Here is a 22,364-nt window from a genome sequence, read left to right on the forward strand (position 1 = left end):
GCATTTTATACCGCACCTCTGTTACACAGAGGAATCAGTCATTACGCTTCAGCTTCACCTTCTTGCTGAGCTTGCTGCTGTAGGTAGTTCATAAACAGAGCATCAAAGTTAACTGGTGCAAGGTTTAGTTGTGGGAACGTACCTTTAACCACTAGGCTTGAGATAGTTTCGCGAGCGTAAGGGAATAGGATGTTCGGGCAGAATGCACCTAGACAATGCGCTAGTTGGCCAGCTTCCATCTTATCTGCAGTAAAGATACCACCTTGTTGCACTTCACACAGGAACGCAGTCTCTTCAGCGTTCTTAACCGTTACTGTCAGACGTAGAACAACTTCGTATACGCCTTCACCTAGCTCACGGCTTTGAGTGTCAAGATCTAGCTTAACATCTGGATTCCACTCTTTTTGGAACATGTCTGGTGAGTTTGGAGCTTCGAAAGATACGTCTTTAAGGAAGATACGTTGAATTGCGAAGTTTTGTGCTTCTTGTTGTGGTGCTGCTTCAGCCATTTTAAAAATCCTTTAATCCTGCGATAAATAGTCTGATTGGAGACTAACTGAGAGAGCTTGCTATGACTAGGGTTCCAATGAATTTCGTGGAACTCTTCACATCTCTCTAAAACAAACGCCGATTTTTCAATCAGCGTTTAAGGCATTCGGTGTTTGAATTACTTCTTACCTTTCACTAAAGGCATGTTTGCTTCACTCCAAGCAATCAAACCATTTTTAAGCAGACTTACATTTTCGAAGCCCGCTTTAGCAAGAAGGTTAGCGCTCTCTTGAGCCGTTTGACCTGTCTTACACACTACAATGATTGGGTCTGATTTGTGGTTTTCAAGGCTTCCGAAGTTACCTGCTTTGATATCAGACGGCAAAATGTGAAGTGCATCGGTAATGTGTCCTTTACGGAACTCATCTTTACTGCGGATATCAACGACTACACCACTCTGATGGTTCATTAGCTGAGTAGTCTGTGCTGCGGTGATTTCTTTGTATGCAGCTGTCGTTGATTTAACGATATTCATGATAAGGGCGACTAGTAGACCAACCCATACCAGAGATAAAATCATGTTCTCTTGAAAAAATGCGATGTACTCTTGCATGTCCTGTGCTCTTTGATGATAGAGCTGCCACTTCAACAATGAAGGATGTATTCCCAAAATAGTTGGAGTTGCAGCTAGGCGACAAGCCAATTCAGTCCTATGTGATTAGGGTGAATTGGCGTAGTCAACAACGCTGCGGCTTCAACAATGAAGGGAATAGCAGCTCTAGACTAAAAATTCAGATTGGAAGTATAGCGAGGTTAAGATGCCTACGCGAGTCAATTACACTCAGAATAAGAATCTGTTGCACATTTCCTTACGCTATCGGAAACGGAAACGCCGTGACCTGATCAATATGATCGCAACCGATCGCGAGCATGATTAAGCGATCAACCCCTAGTGCCACACCTGCACATTCAGGTAAACCTGACTTGAGTGCTGCGATTAAATGATGATCGATCGGTTGAGGACATAGTCCCATCTCAATGCGCTTGGCATTATCCTGTTCAAATCGCTTGAGTTGTTCTTGCGGATCATCAAGCTCATGGAAACCGTTCGCGAGTTCTATGCCTTTAAAGTAAACCTCAAAGCGATCAGCAACACGTGAGTCTTGCTTATTGATCTTAGCCAGTGCCGCTTGGGAAGCCGGGAAGTCGTAAACAAAAGCCGGGGCACTTTGGCCTATCTTACCTTCGACACCAATACTAAATAGTAGTTGAAGCAAGGTATCACGGTCTTCCTCTGGCTGCGCAATATCACTTAAGCCTAGCTTCTCGGCTGCTAGCTTTAGCTCTGCCATTGTGCCTTCTAATGGGCACACGCCAAGTACATCAATAAAAGCTTGTTGGTAGGTCATTCGCTCCGCTTGACCACATTCAAGAGCGACTTGCAGTAAAGCGTCCATTTCATCCATCAGTTTATGGTGATCAAAGCCGACTCGATACCATTCAAGCATGGTGAACTCTGGGTTATGGAAACGGCCGTTCTCTTCGTTGCGAAACGCTTTATTAATCTGATAGATACAACCACTGCCCGCTGCCAGCAATCGCTTCATATGAAATTCAGGGCTAGTCATTAAATAGAGTTTGCTGCCATCCGCATATCCCGGACCTATAAACTCTGTCTGAAAAGTATGCAGGTGAATATCCGTCACTGTCGCATGGCTCATTGCCGGAGTATCGACCTCCAACACGTTTCGCTCAGCAAAGAATTGCCGTATCTGCGCAAGCACGTTCGCGCGCTGTTTAAGTTGCTTTATCGACGCTGTGGGTTGCCACTGATCACTCATAACTCAAATCTCACTGCTTTATCTGGCTGAAAAAATATCAAGTTTCCTGCTATTTTCCTAGCAAATTACCACCGCTCACAAGCTTACAAGTGAAGCAAGATTTCAACGTATTACAGAACAAAAATTCGCCTAGCCTGTAATAGATATTGCCCAAGCTAATGTCATGTAACAGCGCCTTAACAAACCTCTACTATCTACTGCTCTGTCAATCATTTCTTGCCGTGATTGCAATCACATAACCTATATTTTTTATGCTCTTGAATGCATTACCGGAGCAAAAACCTAAATACATCAATTTTTCTGCAAACTAGCTCTTCTACACTAACCCTACCACTTTTGGGGAATTACCCCATTTAACTATAACAAGCGGATTACTCCGCAAATTCACACTGGAGGATAACTGTGCAAACTATCACCACAGATATCGCAGTCATCGGCGCAGGCGGCGCTGGTCTTCGCACTGCAATTGCAGCAGCTGAAGCAAACCCTGATTTAGAAGTCGCACTCATTTCTAAAGTTTATCCAATGCGTTCTCACACGGTCGCAGCGGAGGGTGGCTCGGCAGCAGTTATCAAGGATGAAGATAGTCTAGACAACCACTTCAACGACACTGTTGGCGGTGGTGACTGGCTATGTGAACAGGACGTTGTTGAATATTTTGTAGAAAACGCGACTCGCGAAATGATCCAAATGGAGCAATGGGGCTGCCCATGGAGTCGTAAAGAAAACGGTGAAGTCAACGTACGCCGATTTGGTGGTATGAAAGTTGAGCGTACATGGTTCGCGGCTGATAAAACTGGCTTCCACATGCTTCACACCCTATTCCAGACATCAATGAAGTACGACAACATCAAGCGTTTTGATGAGTACTTTGTGGTGGATCTGCTTGTCGATGAAGGCGAAGTGCAAGGTCTTATCGCTATTCACATGTCAGAAGGTGAACTCGTTACGATTAAAGCCAAGTCTGTTGTTTTAGCAACAGGTGGCGCAGGTCGTGTTTATCACTGTAATACTAACGGCGGTATCGTAACCGGTGATGGTATGGCAATGGCTTACCGCCATGGCGTACCTCTACGTGATATGGAATTCGTTCAGTACCACCCAACAGGTCTTCCAGGTACAGGTATCCTGATGACCGAAGGCTGTCGTGGTGAAGGTGGTATCATCGTTAACAAGAATGGCTACCGTTACCTACAAGACTACGGCATGGGCCCTGAAACTCCAGTTGGCCAGCCAAAGAACAAATACATGGAACTCGGTCCTCGCGACAAGGTTTCACAGGCTTTCTGGCACGAACAGCAGAAAGGCAACACCATCAAACATCCTCTAGGTGATGTGGTTCATCTAGACCTTCGCCACCTTGGTGAAGAGTACCTGCAAGAGCGTCTACCGTTTATCTGTGAGCTAGCGAAAGCATACGTTAACGTTGACCCTGCGAAAGAGCCGATTCCAATTCGTCCAACGGTGCACTACACCATGGGTGGTATTGAAACTAACGGCGAATGTGAAACGCGCATTAAAGGTCTATTCGCAGTAGGCGAATGTGCTTCTGTTGGTCTTCACGGCGCTAACCGTCTAGGTTCTAACTCACTGGCTGAGTTCGTGGTATTCGGCCGTGTTGCTGGTGAACAAGCAGTGAAGCGTGCAGCGGAATTCAAGGGCTGGAACGAAGAGTCTATTGCAGCTCAAGTCAAAAATGTTGAGCAGCGTATCGCAGCATTAATGAACCAAGAAGGCGATGAAAACTGGGCAGATATCCGTACTGAAATGGGTCATACCATGGAAGCGGGCTGTGGTATCTACCGCCAAGAAGATTTGATGCAAGCGACCATTGATAAAATCACTGAGTTGAAAGAGCGTTACAAGCGCATCAGCATCAAAGACAAAGGCAAAGTGTTCAACACTGACCTTCTGTACGCTATCGAAGTCGGTTACGGCCTAGAAGTCGCAGAAGCTATGGTTCACTCTGCGATCCTACGTAAAGAGTCTCGTGGTGCCCACCAGCGTCTAGATGATGGTTGTACTGAGCGTGATGACGTAGAGTTCCTCAAACACTCGCTGGCTTTCTTCCAGCCAGATGCTGCGCCAACTATCGACTACAGCAAGGTGACTATCACTAAGTCACAGCCTAAAGCTCGTCTATACGGTGAAGCCGCAGAGAAAGCAGCCGCTGAAGAAGCCGCAAAAGCGGCACAGAAGAACGCAGAGGAGCAAGCATAATGTCAGCAAATCGCATCCAAAAAGTAGAGATTCTGCGTTATGACCCAGAAAAAGACGCAGAACCGCACTTCCAGACCTTTGAAGTGCCATTCGATGAAACTATGTCGACCCTTGATGCACTTGGCTACATCAAAGATAACCTAGATAAAGACCTGTCTTACCGTTGGTCTTGTCGTATGGCGATCTGTGGTTCATGCGGCATCATGGTTAACGGCGTGCCGAAACTAGCGTGTAAAAGCTTCCTGCGCGATTACCCAAACGGCGTGAAGATCGAGCCACTGGCAAACTTCCCAATCGAGAAAGACTTGATTGTCGACATGACGCCATTCATTGAGCGCCTTGAAGCTATCAAGCCTTACATCATCGGTAATGATCGTAAACCTGAAGATGGTACTAACCTGCAAACGCCAGAGCAAATGGCCAAGTACAAGCAGTTCGCAGGTTGTATTAACTGTGGTCTATGTTACGCAGCGTGTCCGCAGTTTGGTCTAAACCCTGAGTTTATCGGCCCTGCTGCACTGACTCTTGCCCATCGTTACAACCTCGACAGTCGTGACAATGGTAAAGCAGAGCGTATGGCGATGATCAATGGTGAAAACGGCGCTTGGGGCTGTACCTTCGTGGGCTACTGCTCTGAAGTATGTCCGAAGAACGTCGATCCGGCGGCTGCAGTAAACCAAGGTAAAGTCGAGTCTTCTATGGACTTCGTGATTGCTATGCTGAAGCCTGACGGCACACCAGCAAAAACAGCAGAGGAGGCATAAGAATGAGTAACCGTAAACCTTACGTTCGTGAAGTAAAACGTACTTGGTGGAAAGATCATCCTTTCTACCGCTTCTACATGCTTCGCGAAGCGACTGTACTGCCTCTGATCCTATTTACTGTCTTCCTGACTTTCGGTTTAGGTTCATTAGTGAAAGGTCCCGAAGCTTGGCAAGGCTGGCTTGAGTTTATGGCCAATCCAGTAGTCGTAGCGATTAACATCGTTGCGCTAGCGGGCAGCCTACTGCATGCTCAAACGTTCTTCAGCATGATGCCTCAGGTTATGCCGATTCGCTTAAAAGGTAAGCCAGTGGATAAGAAGATCATTGTGCTGACTCAATGGGCAGCCGTGGCATTTATTTCTCTGATCGTGCTGGTAATCGTTTAAGGAGCTATGACTATGAAACCTAATTTTTCTGTAGATAGAGCCCCTAAGCGTTCTGATGAGCCTATTTGGTGGGGACTGTTTGGCGCTGGCGGTACTTGGTTTGCCATGATTACCCCAGTGACTATTCTGGTTCTTGGTGTACTTGCTCCATTGGGCATCATCAATGCGGAAGCCCTAAGCTACGAGCGAGTGGTTGATTTTGCAACAAGCATCATTGGCGCTCTATTTATCATTGGTACGCTAGCGCTACCGATGTGGCATGCAATGCACCGTGTCCATCATGGTATGCATGACCTTAAGTTCCATACTGGTTTGGTTGGCAAAATCGCCTGTTATGCATTTGCAGGCTTGATCTCAGCCCTCGCAGTGATCTTTATCTTTATGCTTTAATCTAACTAGAACTAATGAAAAATCCCTCGCCTAAGCGAGGGATTTTTTTATCGTACCAATCGGGATAAATCTCTGCTTGGTATCAAATTAACTTCTGTTGCTTGGCCATCTCATGCGCTAACTGCGGTGCCGCCCACAGTGAGGGCAAGATAATAAACGAAGCAGGCACAGCGGTAATGACGATAAAAGATTGCAGTGCAGAGATACCACCTTCCCCCATCGAGATCAGCACTATCGCAATCACCCCCATGACCAGCCCCCAAAATGAGCGAATTAACGCATTCGGTTGACTGTCACCCGTCATGACCATGCTAATGGTATACGTCATTGAATCGCCAGTGGTGACAATAAAAGTAGTGGTCAAAATCAAAAATAGAATGGAAATCAACGTAGGGAAAGGCAGTTGCTGAGTCATGGCTAGCAATGCGCCAGGAAGATTAAAGCCTTCAAAGCCAGCTTTCATACTGCCCGGGTTCGCCAGCTCAAACGCTAAACCACTACCGCCAACAATGCTAAACCAGAAACAGGTAATCAATGGTGCTGCTATGCTGATCGCTAGAATCAATTGGCGAATGGTGCGGCCTCGGGAAATTCGCGCAATAAAGATCGCCATCATAGGCGCGTAACCGATGAACCACCCCCAGAAAAACACTGTCCACCAGCTCAGCCAGTTTGTATCACCGCGATAGAGCGCCATGGCGACAAAGTTGTCTGCCAAATTGCCTACACCTTGGATATAACCATCGATGATAAAGCTAGTTGGCCCGGCAAGCAGGATAAAGACGACTAATGCCAATGAAAGGATGATGTTGTAACGGCTGACTATCTGAATCCCCCTGCTTAAGCCGCTCAGTGCCGACAGGGTATAAGTTGCCATTGCCAGTACAACGACAATGGTTTGAGTCATCAATCCGTCTGGGATGCCAAACAGCTCGTTCACCGCGTAGCTAATTTGCAAACCCAGAAAGCCAATAGGGCCGATGGTACCCGCGGCAACCGCGATGATACTTAAAGCATCCACTAAATTACCCAGCTTGCCATCAATCACTCGCTGGCCAAATATTGGGTAAAGCAAGGTGCGCGGTTTGAGCGGCAGTCCTTTGTCATAGTGAAGATGCATTAGAACAATTGAAGAAAGCGAGCCTAAAATTGCCCAAGCAAGAAAGCCCCAGTGCATAAAGGATTGCGATAATGCATTGATTGCCATGTCACGAGGTTGAGCTTGACCAAACATCGGCGGCGCAGATACATAGTGAGCAATGGGCTCAGCCGCAGCCCAAAACACGCCGCCGCCCGCCAATAAGGTACAAAGTAAAATTGATAGCCATTTAAACGTGCCTATCTCAGGGCGGGGTAAAGACCCTAAGCGCACATAGCCTGTTTGACCAAAAGCTAGATATAAACCGATGAGAAAGTTTGCCAGCATCAGAATCTGCCAATATCCGCCAAAGTATTGCGTGGCATAACCAAAGCCACTGTTCACCAGAGACGTAAGTAACTGGGTATCTATCAGCGCAAGCATGACAAACAAGGTTAGGAAACCACCGCTAAGCCATAACACTGGATTAGATAGCTCAAGTTGAGCGGCAATTTTTGATTTATTCGATAGAGAATATGAAGAGGTCGAATCATCGACATTAGAAGTGCAGGGGTCGCCTGCTGCCAAACTGGCTCTAGACATGTAAGTCTCGCTTTTGCTGCCCGAATAACTCGGGTAGACGAATTTACCTCAACAGTTGCATTAGAATGTGAGGACGGTCATAAAAGCGCGCCATCATACAGACAATAAAACTAAATTGACACCTCAAGTCGATGCTTTTATATACAACTCCGTGGTAGATGCAGCAGCTTATACGCTCAAACCTCGAACAGCGACAAGAGAGAATACTCATTCAAACATAGAGTTAGATATAAAAAAGCCCGCTCGTATTGAGCGGGCTAAACAAGCTATTGGTGATCTAAAGAATAAAGCGGCTTAGGTCTTCATCTTCAATAGTATCGCCTAGTTTGCCTTTCACGTATGCAGCATCAATGGTTAACTTAGAACCAGACTTGTCTGTGGCTTCGAATGAAATCTCATCCATCAGGCGCTCCATTACTGTGTGTAAGCGGCGAGCACCAATGTTTTCTGTTGTCTCATTCACTGTCCAAGCCGCTTCTGCGATTTGAGTGATACCATCTTCAGTAAACTCAACATCGACATCTTCTGTCTTCATTAGCGCAACGTATTGCTCTGTCAGTGATGCTTTAGGCTCAGTCAGGATACGTTTGAAATCATGACTTGAAAGTGCTTCTAGTTCGACACGAATCGGTAGGCGACCTTGAAGTTCAGGGATAAGATCCGATGGCTTAGCCACTTGGAATGCCCCTGACGCAACAAATAGAATGTGGTCTGTTTTCACCATGCCGTGCTTAGTTGAAACTGTGCTACCTTCAATCAGTGGTAGTAGGTCACGTTGCACACCTTCACGAGAGACATCAGGGCCAGAACTTTCGCCACGCTTACAAATCTTATCGATCTCATCGATAAACACGATACCGTTATTCTCAACGTTAAAGATCGCCTGCTCTTTCAGCTCTTCTTGGTTCACAAGCTTAGCTGCTTCTTCTTCGGTCAATGCTTTGAAGGCATCTTTGATCTTCAGTTTACGCTTCTTCTTAGTATCTCCCGCTAGGTTTTGGAACATACCTTGAAGTTGGTTAGTCATCTCTTCCATGCCCGGAGGAGCCATGATCTCGACACCCATTTGCGGAGCCGCAACATCGATTTCGATCTCTTTGTCGTCTAACTTGCCTTCACGAAGCTTCTTGCGGAAGATTTGACGTGTATTAGAAGCGCTATCATCTTGCTGCTCGTTTTGCCCCCAAGCATCGCGAGCAGGCGGTAGCAGAGCATCAAGAATACGTTCTTCAGCTTGCTCTTCAGCGCGGAACTTTACTTTTTCCATCGCTTGTTGATGAGTCATCTTAATTGCAACATCAGTAAGGTCACGGATTATCGTTTCCACTTCCTTACCAACATAACCGACCTCAGTAAACTTAGTCGCTTCAACCTTGATAAACGGTGCATTCGCCAGTTTCGCTAGGCGGCGAGCAATTTCAGTTTTACCGACACCAGTAGGACCAATCATTAGAATGTTTTTTGGTGTCACTTCAACACGCAAGCTCTCTTCAAGCTGCATACGGCGCCAACGGTTACGCAGCGCAATCGCCACTGAGCGCTTTGCGTTCTCTTGGCCGATAATATGGCGGTTAAGCTCATGAACAATTTCGCGGGGAGTCATTTCAGACATAGTCAGTTTCCTTAAATTCTTATAGCCACTATCTTTGCTTGTTCAGCCGTTTTACTCAGCTTGAGCGGCTGGGATTTCTAGTTCTTCGATAGTGTGGTGATGGTTGGTGAACACACAGATATCACCCGCGATTTTGAGTGATTTTTCTGCAACTTCACGTGCATCTAATTCGGTATTTTCTAATAGTGCAGTAGCAGCAGCTTGGGCAAAGTTACCGCCAGATCCAATGGCAATCAGATCGTTTTCAGGCTGTACCACATCACCGTTACCAGTAATGATCAATGATGCAGTTTCATCAGCGACTGCCAACAGTGCTTCTAACTTACGTAAAGCACGGTCACTACGCCAGTCTTTAGCTAACTCTACTGCCGCCTTAGTCAGGTGACCTTGGTGCATTTGCAGTTTACTTTCAAACTTTTCAAACAGCGTGAAGGCATCTGCCGTACCACCAGCAAAGCCAGCGAGCACCTTATTGTTATACAGGCGACGCACTTTACGAGCATTACCCTTCATTACTGTGTTACCCAGAGATACTTGTCCATCACCAGCGATGACGACTTTGTTGTTACGACGTACAGATACAATGGTAGTCACGAGTAGGGCCTCATAGTTGTTTTAATCTCAGTGTTAAGGATTATATGAGGTTATAGCGAGAGGAATTCAAGGGGTAGTGCTAGAGAGCTAGAGAGCTAGAGAGCTAGAGAGCTAGAGAGCTAGAGAGCTAGAGAATCTTGAAGGACTGGCGTATTGCTTCAATCCTTTTTATTTTGGATAACTGGGCAACTAACGTTGAACCGCACTTCAATAAGGAGTCAACCTAACTATCTAGAAGGGCGAAGCCCGATCGAGTTTTCTGTAGGGCGCAGCCCGTTCCAGCTATCCACACAAAAAAACGAACCCATCAGGGTTCGCTTTAAAATATCTTTATTGCGCTTCTTTCCAGATTGCACAAGGCTCGATTTTGGCGCGCTGAAGTTTATGCTTATCGCGTTCAGCATCACGCTTAAACTTGTATGGACCTAGAACGACACGGTACCAACTGCTGCCTTCCTTCTTACGAATTTTGCTGTTGATACCTTGGAATGCGATATCCAGTTTACGTGTCTCTGCTTGCTGAGCGGTTTTGTAAGCGCCACACTGCATAATGTATGGGATTTCCGAAACGACCTGTTCTTTCGCTTTTACCTCAACTTCACGGCTTGGCAAGGTATCGACGTAATCCCACTTCTCTTCTGGAGGAGGTGGCAGCTTCGCTTGTGGCTTTGGTTTAGGCTTAGATTTTACTGGCTCTGCAACAGGAGCAGGCGGCTCTGGATCGTTACTTAGAACATACAATCCATAGCCAAATACACTCGCCAATAAAATGGCAAGTAAACCACTTCGCCATGGTTTGCGTCGCGGGGCAGACTTTTTCTTTGCAGGCTTACGGCTACTTCCGCCACGGCCTCTTTTTACGTAATCTCGATTCGCCACTAGTAAACATCAATACCATCAATTACCACTGCCGATATGTTAAATCAGATTGCTCAGTTATGACAGAGTAGAAATGGAAGCGGCGCATCAAAAATGCGCCGCTTACAAAGGTTAGACTCTAGAGCACTCTTGGTGGCGCAGCGCTTTCACGTACCACGAGTTTGGTTTCAAGCAACCTCGAACCAGCGCGAACATCATGCCCACGTAGCAGTTCAAGCATCATAAGCATTGCTTGACGACCGATCTCATAACGAGGCTGAGAAATGGTCGTTAACGGCGGATCGCAGTATTGAGCAAAGTGAATATCATCAAACCCTACAATAGAAAGGTCTTGAGGAACACGTAAGCCTAGCTTCTTCGCCTCTTGGATCGCACCAATGGCCATCGCATCGTTATGACAGAACACTGCCGTTGGAGCATCTGGCAATGACAATAGTTGACGGATCGCTTTTGCTCCAGCCTCAAAGGTGAAATCACCGGTAGTACAGTAATTCGGGTTCATGGTGATCCCAGCGCGTCGCAGCGCTTGTTGATAACCTTGATGACGGAATTGACATAGAACCGCTGTTTCAGGGCCAGAGATTTGTGCAATTCGCTTGTGGCCCATTTGCGTTAAGTAGTTCACCGCTTCAAAGGCAGAGGTCAAGTTGTCGATATGTACTGTGGGTAGTTCTAACTCTGGTGCAAACTCACAAGCCATTACCATAGGCGGTAAGTTCTTTTGTTCAGGTTTACTAACGTCAAATGGAAGATCTGTACCAAGCAGCAACATACCATCCGCTTGCTTAGTAAATACTAGGTTTACAAATGAGCTTTCACGCTTCTTCTGTTGCCCACTATCACCAAGTAAAACGATGTATCCGTGCTCCATTGCCGCATCTTCAATTCCGCGAATGATCTCGGTGTAGTAGGGATCACAAATATCAGGAATGATTGCGATGATTGTTTTTGATTCGTTACGACGCAAGTTACGCGCTAACGAGTTTGGTGAATAACCAGCTTCTAAAACAGCATCTTCGACTCTTTTCCTTGTCGCTGACGATACCTTTTCTGGATTCATTAGCGCTCTAGACACTGTCGCTGTTGAAACTCCCGCAAGCTGGGCAACATCCTTCATTGTCGCCATATATAATTAACCCTCTTCATTTCCAAATTGGCAGCTCAAGCGCCACCTAAGCCTCTAGTTGAAATGCATCTCATCGGTTGAACGGCCAAATTGATGTCGACTTGTAGGCTAAAATACCTATCTTCTCATTTATTTGCACTGAGCAAACGTTTAACTCACACACAATGACCTGAGAGCAACATATTGCACAAGACCTAGTTTATTCATTTCAAAACACAAAGTTACGGGAGATTTAACAAAATCGGCAGTCAATAGGCGATCTGAATCACAAATAAATGAAAAAGGTGTGAATATGAAGAAACTCAATAGCCTCCAATGGCACGAAGTATCAAAAACTAGGGTAGGTTTTCACACCGTTAACTCAGATCCTGAGGCTCAATGTCTAAACTCCAACGCACTTTCTTCGCATTCGGCAACATTTGGATTGCAGGCTTAGCGCTTGCAAGTAGCTTTTGCATTACGGGGCGACTTTGTGTTTGCAGTAGAAGCTGCCAACGATACTTACCAGCGCGTTTTGCTAGCGGTGCTGGCGTCGGTCCAAGAACTTGGCAATGATCATCAAACAAAGGATGCGCCTCTAGCGTATGACGGACCTGGCGTAAAAACTCCTCGACTGGCTGAGAATGATTCGCTTCAGCCTTAAACAGAGTCAGAAACGAATACGGTGGTAACTGCGCTAGCTTTCTCTCTTGAAGCGCTGTTTCAGCAAAGTGGCGATAACTCTTAGTTAATAACGCTTGCAGTAGGCTATGTTCTGGGTGGTGGGTTTGCAGCACCACCTCACCCGGCTTGCTTGCACGTCCTGCTCGTCCCGCTACCTGTATAAATAGTTGTGCTAGACGCTCGGACGCACGGAAATCACTGCTATAAAGAGAGCCATCCACATCTAATAGTGCCACTAGAGTAACGTCTGGGAAGTGATGACCTTTGGCCAACATTTGCGTACCAATCAAAATTTGATACTCACCATTACGAATCGCCCCTAACGCAGTCTCTAGGCTGCCTTTTCGACGCGTGCTGTCTCGATCAATACGGATGGTTTTAAACTCTGGAAAAAGCTCAGCAAGCTGTTTTTCTAACTGCTCGGTTCCAACACCTACTGTTACCAAGTGCGTTGAACCACAACCCTGACATTGATGGATAATCGGTTGTTGGGAGCCACAATGATGGCAGCGAATTTCATTGCTGTTCTGGTGATAGGTATAATAAGCATCACAACGCTTACATTCCGCAATCCAGCCGCATTCATGACACATCAATGCCGGAGAAAAGCCACGTCGGTTTAAAAACAGCATCACTTGGTTGCCTGCCTTTAAATGGCGGCGCATTTCGGCGATGAGCGGCGCAGAAAGACCACTCTCTAGGTATAGCCCTTTAACATCTAGCACTTTGTTGGTTGTTGGCGTCGCCGCTCCCGCACGAGAAGAAAGCACTAGATGGTGGTACTTGCCACTTAAGGCGTTATGTAGAGTTTCTAAAGCTGGCGTGGCTGAGCCAAGCACAATTGGGATCTGCTCTTTGTTAGCACGCATCACCGCCACATCACGCGCATGGTAGCGCAGACTATCCTGCTGCTTGTACGAAGCATCATGCTCTTCATCAACAATGATAATGCCAAGATTGGCAAAAGGCGTGAGCAGTGCAGAGCGAGTACCAATCACAATGCCAGCGGCGTTATCACGCGCACTAAGCCAAGCATTAAGTCGCTCTGTATCATTTAAACCCGAGTGCACTACCTCAACCGGAACATTAAAACGTTTTCTAAACCGGTTAATTGTTTGCGGCGTTAGCCCTATCTCAGGCACAAGAACTAACGCTTGTCTGCCTTGCTCAAGCACAGGTTTAATCAGGTTGAGGTACACTTCCGTTTTGCCAGAGCCCGTTACCCCTTCTAGCAGGTAACAAGCGAATCCTGCATTACTATTAACCGTCGCAATCGCCACCGCCTGCTCAGAGTTTAGCTTTGGCTTATCGACATCAGCTTCAACGTCGTGTTTCCACTCACGAATCACTGGTCTTTTTTCTATCGATTCAATCCAGCCTTTTTCTGCCAAGGTCTTTAGCACAGATGAACTGATCTCTTCATCGACAAAACGTTGATGCGGAATCGAGCCTGACTCCAGCATATGCATCACTTTGGCTTGTTTAACCGCGCGGCCGAAACCCGCCATCAGCTGGTCACGACCACTCGCGGTGAGCTGCCATTCCACCAGCGTCGCGAAATCAGCGTCTTTACCTTTTCTCAGCGCACTCGGCATGGCATTAAACAAAGTGTCACCAAGCGGATACTGATAAAACTGACTGCACCAAAATAGCAAGGAGTAGAGCTTTTCTGGCCACACAGGCTGGCTATCCAACACGAGCTTGATCGGCTTAAGCTTATCTAGGCTGAACTCTGACTCATTCACCAGCGCAGTGACAATGCCAACCAGAGTTTGACGACCAAAAGGGACAGAGACACGCCCACCAATGATAGGAAATAGGTGGTTAGGAATCTGATAATCAAACTGTTTATCGAGAGGCACAGGCAATGCCACGCGCGCAATTGTTGGTCGCATAATAGGCTATACAGCTAAATGAAAGGTTACGTGAGTTAGTCTAAGGGAAAAGCCTAGCAGTGGAAAGAGAGCGCGATTCAAGCCTGAAGAATAACTTAGGCTAAAAAAGTAGCGATTTCGGGTCTAAACTGGTTGATCCTAAGTCAGGTATTCATTACTATATCGCGCCTTAGTGATATGGCTAGCTTTACAGCAGCGGTATCCGAAAAGGTTTTTTATTAACTACGTGTGGTGTCCGGCTTAGAATCGGATAGCGACACGGCCTATATTTAGAGGTTCTCCCATGAAAGCTGGTATCCACCCAGAATACAAAGCAGTAAAAGCGACTTGTTCTTGCGGTAACTCTTTTGAGTTCAACTCAACTCTAACTAAAGAGTCTATCCACCTAGACGTATGTGACAAATGTCACCCATTCTACACTGGTAAGCAACGTATCGTTGATACAGGCGGCCGTGTTGATCGCTTCAACAAGCGTTTCGGTGCTCTATCAAGCAAGAAGTAATTTCTTCTTAGCCGAATCTAAAAAGGACGCTCTGGCGTCCTTTTTTGTTACCTGTCACTCAAGCAGTATCTATTTTGCAGAGTAATCTGTTATTAATTTAGATATTCGCTAGCCATATCTCTGTTCATCTGGTCTTATCTCCAGTCATTTACTACTTTTTATTGCTTTGGCTCGCATTCTGACCTAGGCAGCTTGACTTAGTTACTCTAGAATGGATTTCCCCTTTCCATATAATTATTAATGAGTACCTACACCTATGTCAGACGACAATCGCCAAGAAGTATCCCCAGAAGAACAATTTCGTCAGCAAGCATTGGATTATCATGCTTATCCAACTCCAGGAAAAATTGCGGTAGCACTGACCACACCAGCAGAAACGGCAAAAGACCTCGCTCTTGCCTATAGCCCAGGTGTTGCGGAACCAGTACGTGAAATCGCACAAAATGCTGACAACGTCTACAAGTACACGTCAAAAGGCAACATGGTTGCTGTTATCTCAAACGGTACGGCGATTCTTGGTCTTGGTAATTTAGGTCCTCTGGCTTCTAAACCTGTAATGGAAGGTAAGTCTCTACTTTTCAAACGCTTCGCGGGTTTAGATTCAATCGACATCGAAGTAAAGCACCGTACTATCGAAGAATTTGTCGATACCGTTGCTAACATTGCCGATACTTTTGGTGGTATTAACCTAGAAGACATCAAAGCACCAGACTGTTTCGAAATCGAAAAGCAGTTGATTGAGCGTTGTGATGTACCTGTTTTCCACGATGACCAGCACGGTACGGCGATTGTTACCGCGGCAGGTATGCTTAATGCCATTGAACTTCAAGGGAAGAAGTTAGAAGACGCAACGATTGTGTGTCTCGGTGCAGGTGCAGCAGCAGTAGCATGTATGGAGCTACTGATTAAGTGTGGCGCGATGCGTGAAAAAATCTACATGCTTGACCGTAAAGGTGTTATCCACACTCGTCGTGACGATCTTAACGAATACAAACAGCTATTCGCCAACAACACCGATAAGCGCACGTTAGAAGACGTTATCGAAGGTGCTGACCTGTTCCTTGGTGTATCCGGCCCTAACCTACTCTCTCCAGAAGCTCTTCAGTTAATGGCAGACAAACCTGTAGTCTTTGCTTGTTCTAACCCAGATCCAGAGATCAAACCTGAACTTGCTCACGACGTACGTAGCGACCTGATCATGGGTACTGGACGTAGTGATTACCCTAACCAAGTGAATAACGTGCTGTGTTTCCCATTCATCTTCCGCGGTGCATTAGACGTGCGCGCAAGTGAAATCAACGATGAAATGAAATTGGCAGCGGTAGACGCTATTCGTCAGCTAGCGAAAGAAGAAGTACCAGCCGAAGTCCTAGCAGCTGCTGGCGTTGATGCTCTGTCGTTTGGTCCTGGCTATATCATTCCAAAACCAATGGATTCGCGTCTACTACCTCGTGTTGCTAAAGCCGTTGCTCAGGCCGCTGTTGACTCAGGTGTTGCTCGCATTGAAATGCCAGAAAACTACATGGCCGAGTAAATTGGCTGAGTAATCTCTTCAAGAACGAAAAAACCGCTGTTAAGACAGCGGTTTTTTTTAATTTCAGTTTCGTCAGCGTGCGAAAATTAGGTGCGACTATTTTTATTATTCGTCGAAAGATTCGAACTCAATTCCCATCTCTGTCATCAGTTTTTTCACTTCAGCAGGAAGATCGTCTGGGCGGTCTTTACGTAAATCTTCATCGGTCGGCAGTGGCTGCCCGGTATATGCATGCAAAAAAGCTTCACACAATAGCTCGCTGTTTGTTGCGTGGCGCAGGTTATTAATCTGGCGGCGGGTACGCTCATCAGTCAAAACCTTTAATACTTTCAATGGAATAGAAACTGTAATCTTCTTTACTTGTTCGCTTTTCTTTCCATGCTCAGCATATGGGCTAATGTATTCGCCATTCCAATCTGCCATTGCGCACCTTTCGTTATTTTTTATGGTTGAAAATAGAATCCCTAATTTTAGCGGTATTTATAGCCACAAGCAAAGACATATAGACGTCTAGAAGTGTTGACGTCCACAAAAATGATAAGTAAAGTGGAAAGGTATGGGATTGGAATAACATATATCTAACAAGATAAAGGTATAGCGTATTCCCAAATAGAAGTCACTAAAGTTCGAAAGGAAACACTTATGAGCACCCGCAAACCAGCCACAATCGCGGTACGTACTGGTATCGAGTCTGACACTCAACATCACGCAGTTGTTCCACCTATTTACCTCTCGACGAATTATGGCTTCCCTGCCTTTGGTGATGTACCAAAGTACGATTACACCCGCTCAGGCAACCCAAACCGCGGACTACTCGAAACTGCTCTGTTTGAACTTGAGTCAGGTAAAGGCGCGGTCGTGACCAACTGTGGTACTTCAGCACTTAATCTATGGGTATCCGCTTTCCTTGGCCCAGATGACCTCATCATTGCACCGCACGACTGCTACGGTGGTACTTACCGTCTATTCAATACCCGTGCAAATAAAGGTGACTTCAAGGTTCTATTTGTTGATCAATCCAATGAGCAAGCCTTTGCTGAGGCCCTAGCTAAAAAGCCCAAACTGATCCTATTGGAAACACCATCGAACCCGCTGGTTCGTGTCGTCGACATCGCAGACGTATGTGACAAAGCCAAACAAGTTGGCGCTCTAGTAGCTGTCGACAATACCTTTTTGACACCTGTGTTCCAAAAACCTTTAGACCTTGGCGCCGACTTTGTTATTCACTCAACTACTAAGTATATCAATGGTCACTCTGATGTTATTGGCGGTGTTGTCATCACCAAAACAGAAGAACATGCTGAAGAACTCGCTTGGTGGGGTAACTGTATTGGTGCGACAGGCACACCATTTGATAGCTACATGACGTTGCGTGGTATCCGAACTCTGGGTGCGCGAATGAAAGTACATGAAGAAAGCTCTCGACAAATTTTAGGCTTCTTACAGACCCAAGACTTAGTCGGTAATATCTATCACCCTAGCCTGCCTGAGCATCCAGGCCATGAGATTGCTAAAAAGCAGCAAACTGGCTTTGGTTCTATGCTCAGCTTCGAATTCGCGGGGAGCTTTGAACAACTTAAATTCTTTGTTGGTGAACTAGAGCTTTTCTCACTTGCTGAATCTCTCGGCGGTGTAGAGAGCCTAATCTGTCACCCTGCTTCAATGACACATAGGGCAATGGGAGAGGAAGCACTTGCAGAGGCTGGTGTTTCCCAACAACTGCTGCGCCTGTCGGTTGGGCTTGAAGATGCAGAAGATTTAATTGCTGACCTAGAACAAGCTTTCGCAAAAGCTAAGGAAGCCTTCTAATGTCTACTACTCAACGTCAACTCCATAAGTTTGGTGGTAGCAGCCTTGCAGATCCTGAGTGCTACCGCCGTGTCGTCGGTATCTTAAAAGAATACTCACAACCAGAAGATCTGATCGTTGTTTCAGCTGCAGGTAAAACGACCAATCGTCTGATTGCATTTCTCGAAGCCCTCAATAAAGATGGCCGTATTGCTCATGAAGAACTTCAAGCACTACGCCAGTTTCAATCCGAGCTAATTGAAACGCTTATTGAAGGAGAAACAAAACCGCAGCTACTCGCCACTTTAAATGATGAGTTCAGCACCTTAGGCGAGTTGACTTATCCGCTCAACGAGGCTGAGAAAGCGGCTGTTTTAGGCCATGGTGAAGTATGGTCTTCACGTCTTTTGGCAGCGCTGCTCAATCAACATTCATTGCCTGCCGTAGCTCAGGATGCGCGCGCTTTTTTACGTGCTGAAGCTGGCACTCAGCCTGAAGTCGACTTTGGTGCTTCTTACCCACTGACTAAAGAAGTATTAGTGCAACACGCTCACCATAGAGTGGTGATCACTGGCTTTATGGCTCAAGATAGCCAAGGACATACGGTGTTACTAGGGCGTAATGGCTCTGACTATTCGGCAACCGTTATCGGCGCGCTGGCAGAAGCGAAACGCGTAACCATCTGGAGTGACGTCGCAGGTGTATACAGTGCAGACCCAAGGTTAGTATCAGATGCCTGTCTTCTGCCGTTATTGCGCTTAGATGAAGCCAGTGAACTCGCAAGACTTGCTGCCCCTGTACTGCATAGCCGTACATTACAGCCCGTTGCTCAAAGTGCGATGGATTTACACCTTCGTTGCAGCTACCAGCCAGAATCTGGTTCTACACGTATTGAACGTGTGCTTGCCTCTGGTCGCGGTGCAAAAATCATCTCATCCCTAGATGAAGTGCTATTAATTCAACTCAATTTCACCTCTGGTCATGATTTCCAGCGAGTCGAAAATGAGGTACTTGCAAGCCTCAAGCGAGCACAGCTTGAACCACTGACTTATGAGGCTCAAGCCGACCAACATTGCTTACGTCTCGCTTATACAAGTGAAATAGTGGGTGGCGCTTTAGAGTATCTCCAAGACGCTGCAATTGAAGCGGAGATTAAGCTTAAAGAAGGTTATTCGATGGTAGCGGCGGTAGGAGCTGGCGTAACCAAGAATGCCAACCACTGCTATGGTTTCTACCAACAACTCAAGTCTTCACCTGTCGAATTTATTTCCGAGTCATTGTCAGGGCTTAGCTTAGTTGCCGTTTTACGCACAACCGATACTAAGCCTTTAGTTAAAGCTATTCATAGCCAATTGTTCCAAGCCCAAAAACGTGTCGCCATTGCCCTATGTGGTAAAGGCAATATAGGCTCAAGCTGGTTAGAACTGTTCACCGAGCAAAAGGGCGAGTTAGAAAAGCGTCATGGCATGAACTTTGAGTTAGTGGCTGTGATCGATAGCCAAACTTATTGGTTCGACCCGAAAGGAATTGATGCGAGCCAAGTCGGATCTCATTTCGATGACGAGGCGATTAGCCACGAAGGAAGCGACTGGATTGAAAAACTCGGTGCCATCCAAGGTTATGATGACCTTGTTGTTTTGGATGTCACTGCCAGTCAAACCTTGGCCCAGCGTTACATAGAAATTGCAGAACAAGGCATGCACCTGATCTCGGCAAATAAAGTTGCTGGTTCAGCCTCGAGCCAATATTACCATCAGGTTCAAGACGCTTTCGCTAAGATCAATCGTCACTGGCTTTACAACGCAACCGTTGGTGCAGGGCTACCAATTAACCACACGGTTCGAGACCTACGTGAAAGTGGTGATGACATTACCGCTTTGTCTGGGATTTTCTCTGGTACTCTCTCGTGGCTGTTTCAACAATACGATGGCAGTGTTCCTTTCGCCGAGCTGGTAGACCTAGCGTGGCAACAAGGTTTAACTGAACCCGACCCGCGCAGTGACTTAGACGGTTCAGACGTTATGCGTAAACTCGTCATCCTCGCGCGCGAGTCAGGCCTTGCATTGGAGCCAGAAGCGGTAAAAGTCGAAAGTTTGGTACCTACAGAGCTCGCAGAGCTATCTCTAGATGAATTTCTTGATAGGAGTGCACTATTAAGCGAACTGCTCGCAGAACGTCTTGAGAAAGCTCAGCGCGAAGACAAAGTGCTTCGCTATGTCGCAAGATTAGAGAAAAATGGCACCGCAACGGTAGGAGTTGAAGCTCTAAGCAAAGAGCATGCTTTAGCGAACTTGCTGCCATGTGACAATATATTCGCTATCGAGAGTAAGTGGTATAAAGATAACCCGCTTGTTATTAGAGGCCCAGGCGCAGGCAAAGAAGTCACCGCAGGTGCGATTCAATCTGATTTGAACCTCCTCTCAAGTTTAATCTAACTCACAAAGGCGCTGATCTCCTCAGCGCCTTTTTACTCTATTCTCTTTCAAGCCTGCATCAATTTAATTCAACCAAACTTGAAGTCAGCTCATGATTAAGTTGAAAAAAATTCATAATCACGTTATTGACATTAAATCGTATTCATTACATTCTGTAGACATATAGACGTCTAAACGTCGATTTGAAATTTTAGAGTTTTATGGCACGGAGTGGCCACAGGGAGAGTAAGATGGGATACACGCACGCGAGTCATATCGACGCCTTAAATCAGAATATCGCCGAACTGTCTGACAATATCAATGTGTCATTCGAGTTTTTTCCACCTAGTAGCGAAAGGATGGAAGAAACACTTTGGAACTCTGTGCACCGCCTTAAGACTCTACAACCAAAATTTGTTTCGGTTACCTATGGTGCTAACTCCGGTGAGCGAGATAGAACACACTCGATTATCAAAGAGATCAAAGATCAAACGGGTCTAGTTGCCGCGCCGCACTTAACCTGTATAGATGCCTCACGCGAAGAACTTATCCAAATCGCCGATGACTACTGGGCAAATGGTATTCAAAGTATTGTCGCGCTGCGTGGTGATATTCCCCCAGGTGGTGGTAAGCCTGAAATGTACGCTTCTGATCTCGTCACACTATTAAAAGATCGTCATGACTTCGATATCTCAGTGGCGGCTTTCCCTGAAGTTCACCCAGAAGCAAAAAGTGCTCAAGCTGACCTACTTAACCTAAAACGTAAGGTAGATGCAGGTGCGAACCGAGCTATCACTCAGTTCTTCTTTGACGTAGAGAGTTACTTGCGATTCCGTGACCGCTGCGTGGCAGCAGGAATAGATGTAGAAATTGTTCCTGGTATTTTACCTGTTTCGAATTTCAAGCAAGCTTCTCGCTTTGCAGCGCAGAACAACGTTAAAGTTCCGGGATGGATGGCTAAGCAGTTTGAAGGTCTGGACGATGACCCAACGACAAGGCAGCTAGTTGGAGCAAGCCAAGCGATTGATATGGTGCGTACATTGAGTCGTGAAGGGGTTAAGGATTTCCATTTCTACACTCTAAACCGTGCGGAAATGACTTACGCCCTGTGCCACACTTTAGGCGTTCGCCCTAAACCATAGGCAATATTCAAATATGACCAATTATTGCTTGGTCATTTTTGTACATAGAAAGCAAAAAGGCTGAACCTGAGTTCAGCCTTTTTTATTCGAGTAGTGATTACTCTACTTCATCCATTTTGCCAAGTAGGCTACGGATGCGCTCTTGCCAAGCAGAGTGCTCTTGCTGCATTTGCTGAGCTTTTTGTTCTAGCTCTTCACGATTGCTACGTAGTTCGTTTGCTTCAGTTGCTAGCTTTTCTTTCTCTTCTTTCAGTTCTTCAACTTCCATTTGTAGAAGAGCAATTGTATCTACTGCAGTTTGGATTTTTGCTTCTAGTTGTTCTAATACTTCAAAAGACATCTTAGCCTACCTATCTATTATTCGGAGAAGGTTTTGGTCACCTATGTTCCAAAACCATTTGCAACCATTCTACTCAGCCGAGAGCGGATAAACACGCCCTATAT

20 protein-coding genes are annotated in these 22,364 nt (G+C 46.1%); 9 read left to right on the forward strand and 11 right to left on the reverse strand.

The window, feature by feature from the left end:
* Positions 1 to 41 precede the first annotated feature (41 nt).
* From secB to epmA, 3 genes are all read right to left on the reverse strand, one after another.
* Positions 42 to 509 (reverse strand): protein-export chaperone SecB, encoded by a 468-nt coding sequence (gene secB / locus AC6R16_RS19475; protein ID WP_004743280.1) that lies wholly within the window; start codon positions 507 to 509, stop codon positions 42 to 44.
* A gap of 158 nt (positions 510 to 667) precedes the next feature.
* On the reverse strand, positions 668 to 1,102 hold the full coding sequence (locus AC6R16_RS19480) for a rhodanese-like domain-containing protein (RefSeq protein ID WP_049842983.1): 435 nt from the start codon (positions 1,100 to 1,102) through the stop codon (positions 668 to 670).
* Between the two features lie 256 nt (positions 1,103 to 1,358).
* Positions 1,359 to 2,330, reverse strand: coding sequence for an elongation factor P--(R)-beta-lysine ligase (gene epmA / locus AC6R16_RS19485; RefSeq protein ID WP_500675478.1), 972 nt, complete (start codon positions 2,328 to 2,330; stop codon positions 1,359 to 1,361).
* Between the two features lie 402 nt (positions 2,331 to 2,732).
* Here epmA and frdA point away from each other — a divergent pair, with 402 nt between their 5' ends.
* The 4 genes from frdA to frdD are packed head-to-tail and all read left to right on the forward strand — an operon-like array spanning position 2,733 to position 6,090.
* Complete coding sequence (gene frdA, locus AC6R16_RS19490; RefSeq protein WP_500675479.1) at positions 2,733 to 4,550, forward strand: fumarate reductase (quinol) flavoprotein subunit; 1,818 nt, start codon at positions 2,733 to 2,735, stop codon at positions 4,548 to 4,550.
* A complete protein-coding gene (locus AC6R16_RS19495; protein WP_045975826.1) occupies positions 4,550 to 5,314 on the forward strand; it encodes a succinate dehydrogenase/fumarate reductase iron-sulfur subunit in 765 nt (254 codons plus the stop codon). Before frdA ends, AC6R16_RS19495 begins: the two co-directional genes overlap by 1 nt.
* Positions 5,315 to 5,316: 2 nt before the next feature.
* Positions 5,317 to 5,700 (forward strand): fumarate reductase subunit FrdC, encoded by a 384-nt coding sequence (gene frdC / locus AC6R16_RS19500; RefSeq protein ID WP_004743268.1) that lies wholly within the window; start codon positions 5,317 to 5,319, stop codon positions 5,698 to 5,700.
* A gap of 12 nt (positions 5,701 to 5,712) precedes the next feature.
* A complete protein-coding gene (gene frdD, locus AC6R16_RS19505; protein WP_069667309.1) occupies positions 5,713 to 6,090 on the forward strand; it encodes a fumarate reductase subunit FrdD in 378 nt (125 codons plus the stop codon).
* An 82-nt stretch (positions 6,091 to 6,172) separates the two neighbouring features.
* Here the strand turns inward: frdD and AC6R16_RS19510 are convergent, their stop codons facing one another.
* From AC6R16_RS19510 to priA, 6 genes are all read right to left on the reverse strand, one after another.
* Positions 6,173 to 7,771: a BCCT family transporter gene (locus AC6R16_RS19510; protein WP_500675480.1), complete on the reverse strand. Its 1,599-nt coding sequence runs from the start codon at positions 7,769 to 7,771 to the stop codon at positions 6,173 to 6,175.
* Positions 7,772 to 8,048: 277 nt separating this feature from the next.
* Positions 8,049 to 9,383, reverse strand: coding sequence for an ATP-dependent protease ATPase subunit HslU (gene hslU / locus AC6R16_RS19515; protein ID WP_004743264.1), 1,335 nt, complete (start codon positions 9,381 to 9,383; stop codon positions 8,049 to 8,051).
* A 51-nt stretch (positions 9,384 to 9,434) separates the two neighbouring features.
* Positions 9,435 to 9,977, reverse strand: a complete 543-nt coding sequence (hslV, locus tag AC6R16_RS19520; protein ID WP_239827322.1) for an ATP-dependent protease subunit HslV — start codon at positions 9,975 to 9,977, stop codon at positions 9,435 to 9,437.
* Between the two features lie 330 nt (positions 9,978 to 10,307).
* On the reverse strand, positions 10,308 to 10,856 hold the full coding sequence (gene ftsN / locus AC6R16_RS19525; RefSeq protein WP_239852797.1) for a cell division protein FtsN: 549 nt from the start codon (positions 10,854 to 10,856) through the stop codon (positions 10,308 to 10,310).
* A 118-nt stretch (positions 10,857 to 10,974) separates the two neighbouring features.
* Entirely contained in the window at positions 10,975 to 11,982 is a 1,008-nt protein-coding gene (gene cytR, locus AC6R16_RS19530) for a DNA-binding transcriptional regulator CytR (protein WP_239852794.1), read from the reverse strand.
* Between the two features lie 356 nt (positions 11,983 to 12,338).
* Positions 12,339 to 14,540, reverse strand: coding sequence for a primosomal protein N' (gene priA, locus AC6R16_RS19535; protein WP_500675481.1), 2,202 nt, complete (start codon positions 14,538 to 14,540; stop codon positions 12,339 to 12,341).
* Positions 14,541 to 14,823: 283 nt separating this feature from the next.
* On the opposite strand from priA, the gene rpmE reads away from it, so the two are divergent.
* Both rpmE and AC6R16_RS19545 read left to right on the forward strand, forming a co-directional pair.
* A complete protein-coding gene (gene rpmE, locus AC6R16_RS19540) occupies positions 14,824 to 15,042 on the forward strand; it encodes a 50S ribosomal protein L31 (protein ID WP_006963341.1) in 219 nt (72 codons plus the stop codon).
* Between the two features lie 256 nt (positions 15,043 to 15,298).
* Positions 15,299 to 16,576: a malic enzyme-like NAD(P)-binding protein gene (locus AC6R16_RS19545; protein ID WP_004743258.1), complete on the forward strand. Its 1,278-nt coding sequence runs from the start codon at positions 15,299 to 15,301 to the stop codon at positions 16,574 to 16,576.
* Between the two features lie 105 nt (positions 16,577 to 16,681).
* Here the strand turns inward: AC6R16_RS19545 and metJ are convergent, their stop codons facing one another.
* Positions 16,682 to 16,999, reverse strand: coding sequence for a met regulon transcriptional regulator MetJ (metJ, locus tag AC6R16_RS19550; protein WP_004743257.1), 318 nt, complete (start codon positions 16,997 to 16,999; stop codon positions 16,682 to 16,684).
* 219 nt (positions 17,000 to 17,218) lie between these two features.
* On the opposite strand from metJ, the gene AC6R16_RS19555 reads away from it, so the two are divergent.
* The 3 genes from AC6R16_RS19555 to metF all read left to right on the forward strand — a co-directional run bounded on the left by AC6R16_RS19555 (position 17,219) and on the right by metF (position 21,920).
* Positions 17,219 to 18,385 (forward strand): O-succinylhomoserine (thiol)-lyase, encoded by a 1,167-nt coding sequence (locus AC6R16_RS19555; protein WP_500675482.1) that lies wholly within the window; start codon positions 17,219 to 17,221, stop codon positions 18,383 to 18,385.
* Complete coding sequence (locus AC6R16_RS19560; RefSeq protein ID WP_500675483.1) at positions 18,385 to 20,799, forward strand: bifunctional aspartate kinase/homoserine dehydrogenase II; 2,415 nt, start codon at positions 18,385 to 18,387, stop codon at positions 20,797 to 20,799. The genes AC6R16_RS19555 and AC6R16_RS19560 overlap by 1 nt, the downstream gene beginning before the upstream one ends.
* 230 nt (positions 20,800 to 21,029) lie before the next feature.
* The gene (gene metF / locus AC6R16_RS19565) at positions 21,030 to 21,920 is read left to right on the forward strand and encodes a methylenetetrahydrofolate reductase (protein WP_500675484.1); all 891 of its coding nucleotides are present in this window, start codon (positions 21,030 to 21,032) and stop codon (positions 21,918 to 21,920) included.
* A 97-nt stretch (positions 21,921 to 22,017) separates the two neighbouring features.
* Here the strand turns inward: metF and zapB are convergent, their stop codons facing one another.
* Positions 22,018 to 22,260, reverse strand: coding sequence for a cell division protein ZapB (gene zapB, locus AC6R16_RS19570; protein WP_171325587.1), 243 nt, complete (start codon positions 22,258 to 22,260; stop codon positions 22,018 to 22,020).
* Positions 22,261 to 22,364 lie beyond the last annotated feature (104 nt).

Source organism: Vibrio sp. R10-SG3-ISO10 (genome assembly GCF_059834185.1).

Coding starts and splice junctions, on each gene's coding strand:
- secB (WP_004743280.1), bottom strand. CDS start 509: ATGGCTGAAGCAGCACCACAACAAGAAGCACAAAACTTCGCAATTCAA.
- AC6R16_RS19480 (WP_049842983.1), bottom strand. CDS start 1,102: ATGCAAGAGTACATCGCATTTTTTCAAGAGAACATGATTTTATCTCTG.
- epmA (WP_500675478.1), bottom strand. CDS start 2,330: ATGAGTGATCAGTGGCAACCCACAGCGTCGATAAAGCAACTTAAACAG.
- AC6R16_RS19495 (WP_045975826.1), top strand. CDS start 4,550: ATGTCAGCAAATCGCATCCAAAAAGTAGAGATTCTGCGTTATGACCCA.
- frdC (WP_004743268.1), top strand. CDS start 5,317: ATGAGTAACCGTAAACCTTACGTTCGTGAAGTAAAACGTACTTGGTGG.
- frdD (WP_069667309.1), top strand. CDS start 5,713: ATGAAACCTAATTTTTCTGTAGATAGAGCCCCTAAGCGTTCTGATGAG.
- AC6R16_RS19510 (WP_500675480.1), bottom strand. CDS start 7,771: ATGTCTAGAGCCAGTTTGGCAGCAGGCGACCCCTGCACTTCTAATGTC.
- hslU (WP_004743264.1), bottom strand. CDS start 9,383: ATGTCTGAAATGACTCCCCGCGAAATTGTTCATGAGCTTAACCGCCAT.
- cytR (WP_239852794.1), bottom strand. CDS start 11,982: ATGGCGACAATGAAGGATGTTGCCCAGCTTGCGGGAGTTTCAACAGCG.
- priA (WP_500675481.1), bottom strand. CDS start 14,540: ATGCGACCAACAATTGCGCGCGTGGCATTGCCTGTGCCTCTCGATAAA.
- rpmE (WP_006963341.1), top strand. CDS start 14,824: ATGAAAGCTGGTATCCACCCAGAATACAAAGCAGTAAAAGCGACTTGT.
- AC6R16_RS19545 (WP_004743258.1), top strand. CDS start 15,299: ATGTCAGACGACAATCGCCAAGAAGTATCCCCAGAAGAACAATTTCGT.
- metJ (WP_004743257.1), bottom strand. CDS start 16,999: ATGGCAGATTGGAATGGCGAATACATTAGCCCATATGCTGAGCATGGA.
- AC6R16_RS19555 (WP_500675482.1), top strand. CDS start 17,219: ATGAGCACCCGCAAACCAGCCACAATCGCGGTACGTACTGGTATCGAG.
- AC6R16_RS19560 (WP_500675483.1), top strand. CDS start 18,385: ATGTCTACTACTCAACGTCAACTCCATAAGTTTGGTGGTAGCAGCCTT.
- metF (WP_500675484.1), top strand. CDS start 21,030: ATGGGATACACGCACGCGAGTCATATCGACGCCTTAAATCAGAATATC.
- zapB (WP_171325587.1), bottom strand. CDS start 22,260: ATGTCTTTTGAAGTATTAGAACAACTAGAAGCAAAAATCCAAACTGCA.